Genomic DNA, 12,122 nt, shown 5'->3' with positions numbered 1-12,122 from the left:
CCTTTCTCGTGTACTGGTTGCTAACGAGCGGTGTAGTTGGGTGCTTCGACAGTCATCGTGATGTCGTGCGGATGGCTTTCCTTCAAACCGGCCGCCGTGATCTGGACGAACTGAGCGTTCTGCAGGTGCTCGATCGTCGCCGACCCCGTGTAGCCCATGGCGGCGCGCAGACCACCGGTGAGCTGATGCGTCACCTGGGAGAGCGGGCCACGGAACGGAACACGTCCTTCGATGCCTTCCGGAACCAACTTGTCCTCGGAAAGTACGTCGTCCTGGAAGTACCGGTCCTTGGAGTAGGACTTGGCCTCGCCACGCGACTGCATCGCGCCGAGCGAACCCATGCCGCGGTAGCTCTTGAACTGCTTGCCGCCGACCAGGATCAGTTCTCCGGGCGATTCAGCGGTACCGGCCAGGAGCGAGCCCAGCATCGCAGTCGACGCACCCGCGGCAAGAGCCTTCGCGATGTCACCGGAGAACTGGAGTCCACCGTCAGCGATGACGGGCACACCGAGAGGCTTGCACGCGGCAACCGCTTCCAGGATGGCCGTGACCTGAGGGGCACCGACACCGGCGATCACGCGGGTGGTGCAGATGGAACCAGGTCCGACTCCGACCTTGACAGCATCGACGCCGGCTTCGACGAGCGCCAAGGCACCCGCGCGCGTAGCGACGTTGCCACCGATGATCTGAACCCGCTCGCCCAGTTCACGCTTGAGCTTGGCGATCATGTCGAGCACGTTGGACGAATGCCCGTGTGCACTGTCCACCACGAGTACGTCCACACCGGCATCGGTGAGCGCCATCGCACGCTGGAAGGCGTCGTCGCCGGCACCCACTGCAGCGCCGACGAGCAGTCGACCGTCACGATCCTTGGTGGCGTCGGGATGCTGCTCGGTCTTGACGAAATCCTTGACCGTGATCAGACCGGTGAGCTTGCCGTTTCCGTCGACGATAGGCAGCTTCTCGATCTTGTGCCGACGGAGAAGGCCCAGTGCTACGTCAGCTGTGACGCCTTCCTGAGCGGTGATCAGCGGCATCTTGGTCATGATCTCGACGACCGGGCGGTTCTGGTCGACCTCGAACCGCATGTCACGGTTCGTGACGATGCCGACCAACTGGCCGGCGTCGTCGGTGACCGGCAGACCGGAGATGCGGAAGCGAGCGCACTTCGCGTCGACCTCGCCCATCGTGTCGGTCGGCTTACACGTGACGGGATCGGTCACCATGCCGGCCTCGGAACGCTTGACGGTCTCGACCTGCCCTGCCTGGACGTCGACCGACGAGTTGCGGTGCAGTACACCCATGCCGCCGGCGCGTGCCATCGCAATTGCCATGCGCGACTCGGTGACGGTGTCCATCGCAGAACTGACCAACGGGATCCGCAGACGGATGTCGCGAGTCAGTTGACTGGACGTGTCGACCTGGCTCGGGATGACGTCGGACGCGGCAGGCAACAGCAGCACGTCGTCGTATGTCAGTCCCAGCATCGCGACCTTGTTGGGGTCGTCTCCTCCGGTGTGTACATGTCCTGCAGAACTACTCATGCGGTCAGGACCCTCCATGGACCTAGATTCGCCCAGGGCGACCGCTGTAGCAGCCGCCTCGAAACGGATTACGAAAGCTGGATATCGGATAGAAGGCACCTGCACAGAAAGATATTCCTGGCACCTTTTCCCGGCGTTGCACACCATGGTATCGGCTCACTCAAAGGTCCGAACCATCCCACCCACGCTGCGGGTACGGGGAACAAGTGGCGCTGACCCCCCTGACCTGCGTACCGTGGTGCTGTGCGTGATCAACTGCCCCCCGGTCTGCCGCCAGATCCCTTCGCCGGCGACCCAGCTGACCCCTCCGCGGCTCTCGATGCCATCGAGCCGGGCCAACCACTCGACCCCCAAGAACGTCAGGCCGTCGAAGAGGATCTCGCCGACCTCGCCGTCTACGAGGCACTCCTCGCCCACCGCGGTATCCGTGGGCTCGTCGTGTGCTGTGAAGACTGCCAACAAGATCACTACCATGACTGGGACATGCTGCGCGCAAACCTGCTGCAGCTCCTCGTGGACGGAACCGTCCGCCCCCACGAGCCCGCCTACGACCCGATGCCTGAGGCATATGTCACGTGGGACTACTGCCGCGGATATGCCGACGCGTCGATGAACGAGGCGATGCACGGCGACGGTTTCGACAGCTGAGCGAAACCCCACCACGTTCATACGAAAGTGGCCGACAAGCAAATTGCTTGTCGGCCACTTTCGTATGACTCGGAACGGTGAGATCAGGGCGGGGGTGAAGAAGAATCACCCGACGGCGACGAGGCTGGGGCCAGGGACGTCGTTGTCGTAGTTGTTGTCGTCGTGGTAGTGGTTGTCGTCGGCGACGATGACGGAGTAGACGAGGCTGAGGTCCCACCCGGCTGCTGCGGGATCGTCGTCACCGTTGTGGTCTCGCCGCCGGGCAACCGGAGATCGAGCGGTGAGACAGGACTGGTCGTATTTCCGGCACTGGTCGTGGCTGCGCCGGACGTTGCGGCCTGCGGACCGCTCGTCGAAGGTGGTGCGGCGGGCGACGTGGTCTCCTGGACCTGCGTCATCAACTTGCCCCACCGCTCGACGAGATCCGTCTTGTCCTGCGAGTCCTTGACCGAATCGGCACGGTGAGCTGCGTTGTCCAACACCATCTTTGCCGCGGGAATGTCCCCGGCAGCCAATAGACGCTCGGCCTTTTCCAGCTCGGATGTCGTGTCGATTTTCGCCACCGTCGAATTTGCCTCGTCGGCGAAGACGACCTGCTTGACGCCCCAGAGAGTGTCCCCGGGTTGCGCGTCGTACGCCATCGCCGTGGCGCCACCGAAGACCACTGCTGCCACAGCTGCGGCGGCGGCGATCGGGCGAACCACGCGCAATCGGGAACGGGAACGTGAACGCTGACGATCGGAGAAGCCGGACGGCGTCGCTGTGATCGCAGCGATGACATCATCCAACAAGGGACCCTCGGGCATTGGAGTCGCAACGACATCGTCACGCCATTGCGAGAGAATCAACGCAAGTTCGTACTGTTCGGTGCTATCGGTTGCTACCGGTCCACCACTCGAAATGGATTCGATCAGCGCATCGTCACGCCGAACCGCAGCCAAATCCACTGGCGTACCGTCGTCGGCGAGATCACCGAGATTCGAAGCGTCACGCTCCTCGTCTCTAGCCAAAGCTCTCACCTGCTTTCGTTACTTCTTTTTTCAGTTTCGCGATCGCCCTGTGCTGAGCGACTCGTACAGCTCCGGCGGTACTACCGACGGCGACGGCCGTTTCCTCGGCCGACATCCCGACCACCAGGCGAAGTATCAAGATTTCTCGATGCTTCTCCGGAAGTGTGCCGAGCAGTTCATGCATCTGTCTGCTGGATTCCGAATCGAGTGCTCGCTGTTCGGGACCATCATCGAGTGCTATTACATCCGGTACTTCGGAAACGGGCTCCGACTTGTTACGGGCGGAGCTTCGGTGTGCGTCCGCAACCTTGTGTGCCGCAATTCCGTACACAAAGGCCATGAACGGGCGTCCCTGGTCTTGATAACGCGGCAGCGCGGTCATCACGGCCAGACACACTTCCTGTGCGACGTCGTCAGCGGACAGGTGTCCCCGCTCGGCCGCACCCACTCGACCGCGGCAGTAGCGCACCACCATCGGTCGGATGTTCTCCAGAACCAAAGCTAGAGCTGTTCGGTCGCCCTGCGCAGCAGCGGCGACCGCGGTGTCCAACTCATCGCTCGTATTTGTCATCGTCAGCGAAAATCCTGGCGTTACAGTGGCACCTCCCGAGCGGGTGTGCTCCCGCTCTCAGCGGAACCCTCTAAGAGTAACCATCCGGACCGACTGGTCTCCGCATGCCCGCCCAGCAGTCGCGATATCGAATCACCCCTGTCTGGAATGTTCTGCGAACACTTCGGCGGAGCGGCTACGACAAAGGTAGGAGTGATCCACCGCGCATCGCAATCAGATCGCCGATCTCACGGGCACTAGGCGAGGTCCTCCCACCGCTCACACCCTCGATCAACATCGACGACGCCCAGGCCAGGGGCAGCAGGCCGTACTGCCGACACCGTGCGAGCACATCCACTGCCGACTCCACGGCCGCGCTTGGGTCCGTTCCGGTCAGAGCGGCGCTACGCAAGAGATCCGACTTCACGCGGTGCCGGACAGACTCCGATTCCCCTGACAATTCGACGGCGCGTTCTGCGTGTCTGCCGGCGCGCGCGAAGTCACCCCCCGCCAGCGCCAGTTCCGCCGAGACCCATTCGATCCGAATTTCCTGCCGCCACAGCCGACCGTCGACAACCAGAGCACAGTCGTCGTCGAGACGACGCCGACACTCCTCCAACAGACGCCAGCCGAGCGGGAGCCGGCCACAGCCGAGGGCGTCCGCGGCCAGACCGGTCAGCGCATCACAAGCAGCCTCCGGGTTGACGGGCAGGCCGTCGACTATCGCCAGTGCGCGACCGTCCCAGGCGGACGCGAGCGCATGGCGTCCGCTTTGACGAAGAAACGACGCTCTCGTGCTGGCAGACAGAGAGGCAAGGACTCGATCCGAATGCGTCGAGAACATCGAGGTGCGCCGGTCCAGGACGTCCAAGGTCGCCCGCGCTCGGGCGTAGTACCCCTGACCACCCAGAACTACTGCCGTTGTCCACCAATCCCGGGTGGAGCGAGGCGACGGGAGCCGGTCGCGGTCCGGATCCGCGCCGAATGCGGCGGACTCGAGGGCCCCAGGGTGTACAGCTGCTTCAGGGGGCGCAGCTGATTCAGTGGCCGCCGGTGATGCAGTGGCCGCCGGTGATGCAGTGGCCGCTGGTGATGCAGGGCGCTCAGGTGTCGACACAGGTAGATCATCGCAGCAGCCCCAGCAGACAAGCGCACGACCGATGCCGTAACCGCACAGAAACACGAAATGGCAAGTTTGTCAGAGTTAATCAGGTATTCAACTGAGATTTACCAAATGTACTCGTAATGGTATTTAACGGGCATATATCCGTGACGTTAACTGCGCATTACTTATTGGACAGACGTCCTAGTTGAAACTTGGGCACTAAGTCCCGAAATGGAGCAAAAACCCGACTCACTCAGTATCGGACAAATGACGCAAACTGAGCCGGATCGCTGAGTGATTTCACAGGAGGATCAGCACCAAACATATCCTGATCTGCGGGTTTCGCAACTCGCGCAGCCAGATTTCCCGGTCAGCACCACGATCGACCCGGCCCCAACATCGGCGCAGCACAACGCACGAAGGACCCGAAATGTAAATATATACTTCGTTAACTCTCGCATTTCGATATATGCCGATCACCACTGAACGAGCCTATTGACGCGATTTACTCAGCACCCTTACGGTTAGCAAGCGTGAACGATTCAGAAGGCCCGGATAACCTCCGGGCAACTTGGTCCGCTCGTTGATCAACACGAGCTTGCAGTAAGGAGTCAACATGCCTGCACCGAATCACCTTCCAGGCCCCAACGCAGACATCTGGGACTGGCAGATGCACGGTCTGTGCCGCGGAGTCGACTCCTCGATGTTCTTCCATCCCGATGGCGAACGCGGTAGAGCACGTGCCCAGCGCGAAACCCGCGCAAAAGAAATGTGCCGTCAGTGCCCGGTACTGATGCAGTGCCGCAGCCACGCGCTGACCGTCGCCGAGCCGTACGGCATCTGGGGCGGAATGTCGGAAACCGAACGTGAACTACATGCGCGCCACCGTCGCACCACTCGCATAGCGTCCTGATACACGCAGGTCGATAGCACAAGGCCCCCGAGAGTTTCGGGGGCTTTTGCATGCCCACATCAGTTCGTGAAAAGAATTTCCGACAACCGACCCATCCTGTCGACAACCGACTCCGAATGCCTTCTGACAGTGCACCTCAGCACATCCCTTCAGGAAGGCAGACCCATGAACACCTCTACTCGAGTTCTGGCAGTCACCGCAGCAGCCTCTTTCGCCGTCTTCGGCGTCGTCGGTTGCTCCTCCGACGACAACGATTCGTCGACCGACACCTCCAGCGCCGCCATGACGTCTTCGCCCATGGGATCGAGCATGTCTCCCAGCAGCGCGATGGCGGAGCCCGCTTCTGATCTGGTCGGCGCCGGTTGCGCGGACTATGCAGCTGCAGTGCCGAGTGGTGCCGGATCGGTCAGCGGAATGGCCCAGGATCCGGTTGCCACAGCGGCATCCAACAATCCGTTGCTCACCACCTTGACCGCGGCGGTCTCCGGCCAGCTCAACCCGGACGTCAACCTGGTCGACACCCTCAACGGCGGCGAGTTCACCGTCTTCGCACCGATCGACTCGGCATTCGCCAAGATCGACCCGGCCACGATCGACAGCCTCAAGACGGACAGCGCCACGCTGACCAAGATTCTCACCTACCACGTGGTTCCCGGCCAGATCGCCCCTGACGCGATCGACGGAACGCACCCCACCGCCGAGGGTGGAACGGTCACCGTCACCGGATCCGGTGACAACATCAAGGTCAACGACGCAACCGTCGTCTGCGGTGGAGTCAAGACCGCAAACGCCACCGTCTACCTCATCGATTCGGTGCTGATGCCGCAGTAGTCCCCACCTGCTGTGCGCCTTTATCAACCCCCCGCGGTTAATAAAGGCGCACAGCGGCCAACGGCGGGCCGAGAGAAAAGAACCGGACATGCACGCTACGGTTGTACGCGATGAAGCGAGACAACTCTTCGTGAGCGAGCCAGACCATGCGTCGGATGCGGCCGACGCATGCCCGACGGATAATTCTGCGGCCCGCACCGCGCGAATCGTGGAATCACGCGAGCTGGCAGTGATCCTCGCGAACGTTGCCGGCGGCGACCAGAGCGCCTTTGCCGAGTTCTACGACCGAACCAGCTCCCGCGTCTACGGCATGGTTCTCCGTGTACTCCGTGATCCAGGCTTCTCCGAGGAAGCTGTCCAAGAGGTCTACCTCCAAGCTTGGAAATCGGCCCACAGTTTCGATCCGGCCAAGGGGTCCGCACTCTCCTGGCTCCTGACGCTCGCTCACCGCCGCGCGGTGGACCGCGTCCGCTCCGAACAGTCCAGTTCGGATCGACAGGCCCTTTACGACACCACGAATGCGACACCCGAGTTCGACGTCGTCAGCGATGAAGTGACACGAAGAGACGAGCATCGTGCTGTCACCGACTGTCTCGAGACGCTGACGGACACTCAGCGCCAATCGGTGACTCTCGCCTACTACGGCGGCCGAACGTACCGCGAGGTGGCCGAAGATCTCGGCGTGGCGATTCCCACGATCAAGTCGCGAATTCGCGACGGACTACTGCGCCTACGTGGATGTTTGGGGGTGATGTGAGATGGACGAAGAGCTGATCGACTACGCGTACGCCTACGCGATCGATGCGTTGGACCTCGACGAGCGCCGTGAGGTCGACAGACGACTCGCCGCTTCGGACTCCGTGACCCGAGCCGAATTCGACGCCCAGGTCCGACTCACCGCCGAAACCATGGCCGCGATGACCGTCGTCGATGCCGTCGAGCCCCCGCCGTCACTGCGCAGCAGCGTCCTCGCCTCGATCTCGGAACAGACCACTGCTGCCGACGCCCCGGTCTCCCTGGCCGAGCGTCGTAACCGTCGACGCCCGTGGACCATGGCGATTGCCGCGGCCGCCGCAGTCGCAATCCTGGTCGGCGGCATCGGAATCGGACGCACGCTGTCCGACAACACACCGCCGCAGAACGCCGCATCCGAGATCATGGCAGCACCCGACGTTCATGCCACCACGCGTGAGATCCCGGGCGGCGGTAGTGCCACGACGCTGTTCTCCCCCTCCGAAGACGCGGCAGTCCTCGTGATGAACGATGTGACTCCCCCCAGTCCGGATACCGTCTACCAGATGTGGCTGGTGCCGGGCGACACCGACAGCACCACGATGATCCCGATGGGGACGATGGCTCCGGGCGACGTCAAACCCACTACCCAGGTGGTGCTCGACGGCATCGGCCCGAACACGAAGTTGGCGTTCACGGTCGAACCTCCCGGCGGATCGCAGCAGCCGACCAGCGAGCCGTTCGCGACGATCCCGCTCATCTGATCACCAAACGAAATAAGAGATCCCCCACCGGATTCCGGTGGGGGATCTCTTATTTGTCGAAACTACGAGCAGCGAGTTAGTGGCTGTGACCGTGTCCGGTGTCGGCAACTTCCTCGGTCGGCTTCTCGACGACGGCGCTCTCGGTGGTGAGGATCATGCGCGCGACGGAAGCGGCGTTGACCACTGCCGAACGGGTGACCTTGACCGGGTCGACGACGCCGTCGGCAAGCAGGTTGCCGTAGGTGAGGGTGGCGGCGTTGAAGCCTTCGCCCTTGGTCATCTCGGCGACCTTGCTGACAACGACGGAACCGTCGATGCCTGCGTTGCTGGAGATCCAGAACAACGGAGCGTTGAGGGCTTCACGGACCACGGCTACGCCCGTGGCCTCGTCGCCCGACAGACCGAGGTTCCCGATCAGAGCCGTACCGGCCTGAACGAGCGCCGATCCACCACCGGGGACGATGCCCTCGGCAACTGCCGCCTTGGCTGCGTTGACCGCATCCTCGACGCGGAACTTACGTTCCTTCAGATCGGTTTCGGTGGCTGCGCCGACCTTGATGACGGCAACGCCGCCGGACAGCTTTGCCAGACGCTCTTCGAGCTTCTCGCGGTCCCAATCCGAATCGGTGTTCTCGATCTCGCGACGCAGCTGCGCAACGCGGGTAGCGATGTCGTCAGCGGTGCCGGCACCGTCGACGATGACCGTCTCGTCCTTGGTGACGACGACGCGGCGAGCACCACCGAGCAGTTCGAGTCCGGCTTCCTTGAGCGACAGGCCGACGTCGGTGTTGATGACGGTGCCTGCGGTGACGACTGCGAGGTCGTCGAGGAATGCCTTGCGACGATCACCGAAGAACGGCGCCTTGACGGCGACGGCCTTGATGGTCTTGCGGATGGAGTTGACCACCAGGGTGGAGAGAACTTCACCCTCGATGTCCTCGGCGATGATCAAGAGCGGCTTGCCGGATTCGGCAACCTTCTCGAGCAGCGGCAGGAAATCGGGAAGTGAGCTGATCTTCTCGCGGAAGAGCAGGATCAGCGCGTCTTCGTAGACGGCCTTCTGCGCATCGATGTCGGTGACGAAGTAAGGCGAGAGGTAGCCCTTGTCGAACTGAACGCCTTCGGTCACAACGAGTTCGGTTGCAACGGTGGAGGATTCCTCGACTGTCACGACGCCGTCGGTTCCGACACGGGTGAGTGCCTCGCCGACGAGCTTGCCGATCTCTTCGTCACGCGAGGAGACGGTGGCGACCTGAGCGATCGACTTCTCGCCCTCGACGGGGGTGGCTGCGGCGAGCAGTTCCTCGACAACCTTGTCGGCTGCGGCGTTGATGCCGACGCCGAGCGCCATCGGGTTTGCGCCCGCTGCGATGTTCTTGAGTCCGCCGCGGACGATGGCCTGGGCCAGGACGGTCGCGGTGGTGGTGCCGTCGCCGGCAACATCGTTGGTCTTGGTGGCGACGCTCTTGACGAGCTGTGCGCCGAGGTTCTCGAAGGGATCTTCGAGCTCGATCTCACGGGCGATGCTCACACCGTCGTTGGTGACGGTGGGGCCGCCGAATGCCTTGGCGAGCACGACGTGGCGTCCACGCGGGCCCAAGGTCACCTTGACGGCGTCGGCAAGCTTGTCGACTCCGGCTTCGAGAGCGCGGCGTGCGGTCTCGTTGAACGCAATTTGCTTGGACATCTGTTCTGTCAGCTCCTGAATCTTCGGGGCGTGAACGCATTCCGCCCCGGGATCCTGTGTGGACTCCGGGGCGGATCACGTGTGTCTTACTTGGAGACGACAGCCAGCACGTCGCGTGCCGACAGGATCAGGTATTCCTGGCCGGCGTACTTGATCTCGGTTCCGCCGTACTTGGAGTAGATGACAGTGTCACCCTCCTTGACGTCGACCGGGATGCGGTTGCCCTGCTCGTTGACGCGGCCTTCGCCGACTGCAACGACGGTGCCCTCCTGGGGCTTTTCCTTGGCTGTGTCAGGAATGACCAGGCCGGAAGCCGTCGTCGTTTCAGCCTCGTTGGCCTGGACGAGGATCTTGTCCTCGAGCGGCTTGATGTTGACGCTCGCCACGATGAGCCCTCCACTTTGGGGTATGTGCGTCCGAGGCGATCCTCGGACAGCTGTTTGGGTATGCCGTTTACGGCGCGTCACTGCAGTCCCGTCGTCGCGGGTGCCGGAACTCGATCAGCGCCAATTGGCACTCTATACGTGAGAGTGCCAACCCTCAAGGACTGGGCGCATTTTTTCTCTTCGTCCAGAGCGAAACAGGACAGCCGTCCACCACGTTCACCTATTGTTCACTTCGTGACGAACATCAATCGCCGTAGTTTTCTGACCTTCGCTGGACTCGGCGCCGTCGGCGCGGTCGGCCTTGGCAAGCCGTGGGGCCTCCAATACGCGGGCGCGTCGACCATTCCGACGTCAGGGCCTGGCACCACTCTCGAGTCCGTGTCCACCCCCGTCAGCAGCAGCGGCTACACCAAGCTCACTGCCGGGCCCGGTTGGGCGAACATCGTGCGCAGCGAGTTGGCCGAGCCGAAGTCAGGACGCGAGGACCGCCGCACCGCCCTCGCCTCGCTGGTGCAGCTGACCGACGTCCACATCGTCGACGCCCAGTCCCCCATGCGATTCGAGTACGTCCACCAGATCACCGGCTCGGCGTTCCGCCCACAGGAGACCCTGACGGCGCACGGGCTGATTTCACTTGTCCGACGAGTCAATTCGATCGGCAGTGGCCCACACACGTCGCGCCCCTTCGATGCCGTTGTCACCACCGGCGACAACACGGACAACAAGGAATTTGCCGAACTCGACTGGTTCCTCACCTCCCTCAACGGCGGAACCGTCGTTGCCAACACCGGCGCCAAGGATCGCTACGAGGGCGTGCAGAACTCGGGCGCGGATCTGTACTGGAACCCTGAGTCACCGATGCTCGACATGTACAAGAAGGCCGGTTTCCCCGAGATCCCTGATTTCTTCGGTGCCGCTTTCACTCCCGTATCGAGCCCCGGCCTGAACACCCCTTGGTATTGCGTGTTCGGCAATCACGACGATTCGGTGTCCGGAACGGTGCCCAGCGGCATCCCGCCGCTCGAAGCGATGTACACGGGATCTCTCAAATTCGAGGTGCCCGGTTCACCGGAGCAGGCCAAGCAGATCGACATCGCCACCAAGTTCGATCCCAGTGCGATTCCCGGAATCCTGTCCGCCTTCACGACGCCGCCGCGCCAAGTCACCCCCGACCCGTCGCGCGCGCCGTTCACACCGCGACAGTTCATTGCCGCACATCTTGATCCCGCGCACACCGGCCCCGGCCCCGTCGGGCACGGTTTCGCCCCCGACGCCGGCGAAACCGGTATCGGCTACTACTCGTTCGAGATCGCACCGGGCGTCGTAGGCATCAGCATGGACTCCACCAACCGAGCGGGCTTCGTCGACGGTTCGTTGGGCGCCGCTCAGTTCCAGTGGATCGAGAACACCCTGCGCGCCGGCAGCAGCACCTACTACGACGCAGCGGGCTCTCGCGTCACCGAGTCGCGCAGTGACACCTACTTCGTACTGTTCAGTCACCACACGAGCGACACGATGGACAATCTCATTCCCGACCCCGAGAACATCCTCGAGCCTCGTTTCCGCGGTTCACAGCTTCTCGACTTGCTGCACCGTTTCCCGAACGTGCTCGCCTGGGTCAATGGACACACTCACGAGAACAAGATCACCCCGTGGCCCGGCGCGACCCCCGAGCAGGGTTTCTGGGAGATCAACACCGCCTCGCACATCGACTACCCGCAGCTCGGACGCATCGTCGAGATCGCAGACAACCACGACGGAACGGTGTCGTTGCTTGCGACGCTCTTCGAGGCGGAGAGCCCCAATTCCGTCGACTACAGCGACCAGTCGGCGGCCGGGCTCGCCTCGCTGTATCGGGAACTGTCGTTCAACGACATCCACCGCGACCCGAAATTGACCGGTACCGGCGTCGACCAGAACGTCGAATTGTTGGTTCACACCGGACGATGACC

Annotated in this window: 12 protein-coding genes; 6 read left to right on the top strand and 6 right to left on the bottom strand. The window is 62.7% G+C overall.

What is annotated here, in order from left to right; genetic code table 11:
* Nucleotides 1-20: 20 nt before the first annotated feature.
* A complete protein-coding gene (gene guaB, locus QM716_RS06330) occupies nucleotides 21-1,544 on the bottom strand; it encodes an IMP dehydrogenase (RefSeq protein WP_283303226.1) in 1,524 nt (507 codons plus the stop codon).
* Between the two features lie 243 nt (nucleotides 1,545-1,787).
* Between guaB and QM716_RS06325 the strand changes: the two genes are divergently transcribed.
* Nucleotides 1,788-2,192 carry a DUF5319 domain-containing protein gene (locus tag QM716_RS06325; RefSeq protein WP_243620887.1) on the top strand — a complete coding sequence of 135 codons (405 nt, stop codon included), beginning with the start codon at nucleotides 1,788-1,790 and terminating at the stop codon, nucleotides 2,190-2,192.
* 83 nt (nucleotides 2,193-2,275) lie between these two features.
* Here the strand turns inward: QM716_RS06325 and QM716_RS06320 are convergent, their stop codons facing one another.
* The 3 genes from QM716_RS06320 to QM716_RS06310 form a co-directional block, all read right to left on the bottom strand.
* A complete protein-coding gene (locus tag QM716_RS06320) occupies nucleotides 2,276-3,211 on the bottom strand; it encodes an anti-sigma-D factor RsdA (protein WP_283303223.1) in 936 nt (311 codons plus the stop codon).
* The gene (locus QM716_RS06315) at nucleotides 3,195-3,773 is read right to left on the bottom strand and encodes a sigma-70 family RNA polymerase sigma factor (RefSeq protein WP_003940953.1); all 579 of its coding nucleotides are present in this window, start codon (nucleotides 3,771-3,773) and stop codon (nucleotides 3,195-3,197) included. The genes QM716_RS06320 and QM716_RS06315 overlap by 17 nt, the downstream gene beginning before the upstream one ends.
* 175 nt (nucleotides 3,774-3,948) lie before the next feature.
* Nucleotides 3,949-4,623 (bottom strand): hypothetical protein, encoded by a 675-nt coding sequence (locus QM716_RS06310; RefSeq protein WP_502941991.1) that lies wholly within the window; start codon nucleotides 4,621-4,623, stop codon nucleotides 3,949-3,951.
* A gap of 850 nt (nucleotides 4,624-5,473) precedes the next feature.
* On the opposite strand from QM716_RS06310, the gene QM716_RS06305 reads away from it, so the two are divergent.
* From QM716_RS06305 to QM716_RS06290, 4 genes are all read left to right on the top strand, one after another.
* Nucleotides 5,474-5,770: a WhiB family transcriptional regulator gene (locus QM716_RS06305; protein WP_003940939.1), complete on the top strand. Its 297-nt coding sequence runs from the start codon at nucleotides 5,474-5,476 to the stop codon at nucleotides 5,768-5,770.
* Between the two features lie 165 nt (nucleotides 5,771-5,935).
* Complete coding sequence (locus tag QM716_RS06300; RefSeq protein ID WP_230812285.1) at nucleotides 5,936-6,601, top strand: fasciclin domain-containing protein; 666 nt, start codon at nucleotides 5,936-5,938, stop codon at nucleotides 6,599-6,601.
* Nucleotides 6,602-6,689: 88 nt separating this feature from the next.
* Nucleotides 6,690-7,358 (top strand): sigma-70 family RNA polymerase sigma factor, encoded by a 669-nt coding sequence (locus QM716_RS06295; RefSeq protein ID WP_283303218.1) that lies wholly within the window; start codon nucleotides 6,690-6,692, stop codon nucleotides 7,356-7,358.
* A 1-nt stretch (nucleotide 7,359) separates the two neighbouring features.
* Nucleotides 7,360-8,097 carry an anti-sigma factor gene (locus tag QM716_RS06290; protein ID WP_283303216.1) on the top strand — a complete coding sequence of 246 codons (738 nt, stop codon included), beginning with the start codon at nucleotides 7,360-7,362 and terminating at the stop codon, nucleotides 8,095-8,097.
* A 76-nt stretch (nucleotides 8,098-8,173) separates the two neighbouring features.
* Here QM716_RS06290 and groL read toward each other — a convergent pair whose 3' ends face one another.
* Both groL and groES read right to left on the bottom strand, forming a co-directional pair.
* A complete protein-coding gene (groL, locus tag QM716_RS06285; RefSeq protein WP_283303215.1) occupies nucleotides 8,174-9,784 on the bottom strand; it encodes a chaperonin GroEL in 1,611 nt (536 codons plus the stop codon).
* 86 nt (nucleotides 9,785-9,870) lie between these two features.
* Nucleotides 9,871-10,170, bottom strand: a complete 300-nt coding sequence (groES, locus tag QM716_RS06280; RefSeq protein ID WP_003940763.1) for a co-chaperone GroES — start codon at nucleotides 10,168-10,170, stop codon at nucleotides 9,871-9,873.
* Between the two features lie 234 nt (nucleotides 10,171-10,404).
* Between groES and QM716_RS06275 the strand changes: the two genes are divergently transcribed.
* Nucleotides 10,405-12,120 carry a TIGR03767 family metallophosphoesterase gene (locus QM716_RS06275; RefSeq protein WP_283303213.1) on the top strand — a complete coding sequence of 572 codons (1,716 nt, stop codon included), beginning with the start codon at nucleotides 10,405-10,407 and terminating at the stop codon, nucleotides 12,118-12,120.
* Nucleotides 12,121-12,122 lie beyond the last annotated feature (2 nt).

It is taken from the genome of Rhodococcus sp. IEGM 1409 (genome assembly GCF_030056735.1).
Classification (GTDB): domain Bacteria; phylum Actinomycetota; class Actinomycetes; order Mycobacteriales; family Mycobacteriaceae; genus Rhodococcus_F.
This window is presented reverse-complemented; position numbering and strand designations above follow the sequence as displayed.

Bases quoted from the DNA above. Each gene is read 5' to 3' on its own strand.
- guaB (WP_283303226.1), bottom strand. From the start codon at position 1,544: ATGAGTAGTTCTGCAGGACATGTACACACCGGAGGAGACGACCCCAAC.
- QM716_RS06315 (WP_003940953.1), bottom strand. From the start codon at position 3,773: ATGACAAATACGAGCGATGAGTTGGACACCGCGGTCGCCGCTGCTGCG.
- QM716_RS06305 (WP_003940939.1), top strand. From the start codon at position 5,474: ATGCCTGCACCGAATCACCTTCCAGGCCCCAACGCAGACATCTGGGAC.
- QM716_RS06300 (WP_230812285.1), top strand. From the start codon at position 5,936: ATGAACACCTCTACTCGAGTTCTGGCAGTCACCGCAGCAGCCTCTTTC.
- QM716_RS06295 (WP_283303218.1), top strand. From the start codon at position 6,690: ATGCACGCTACGGTTGTACGCGATGAAGCGAGACAACTCTTCGTGAGC.
- QM716_RS06290 (WP_283303216.1), top strand. From the start codon at position 7,360: ATGGACGAAGAGCTGATCGACTACGCGTACGCCTACGCGATCGATGCG.
- groL (WP_283303215.1), bottom strand. From the start codon at position 9,784: ATGTCCAAGCAAATTGCGTTCAACGAGACCGCACGCCGCGCTCTCGAA.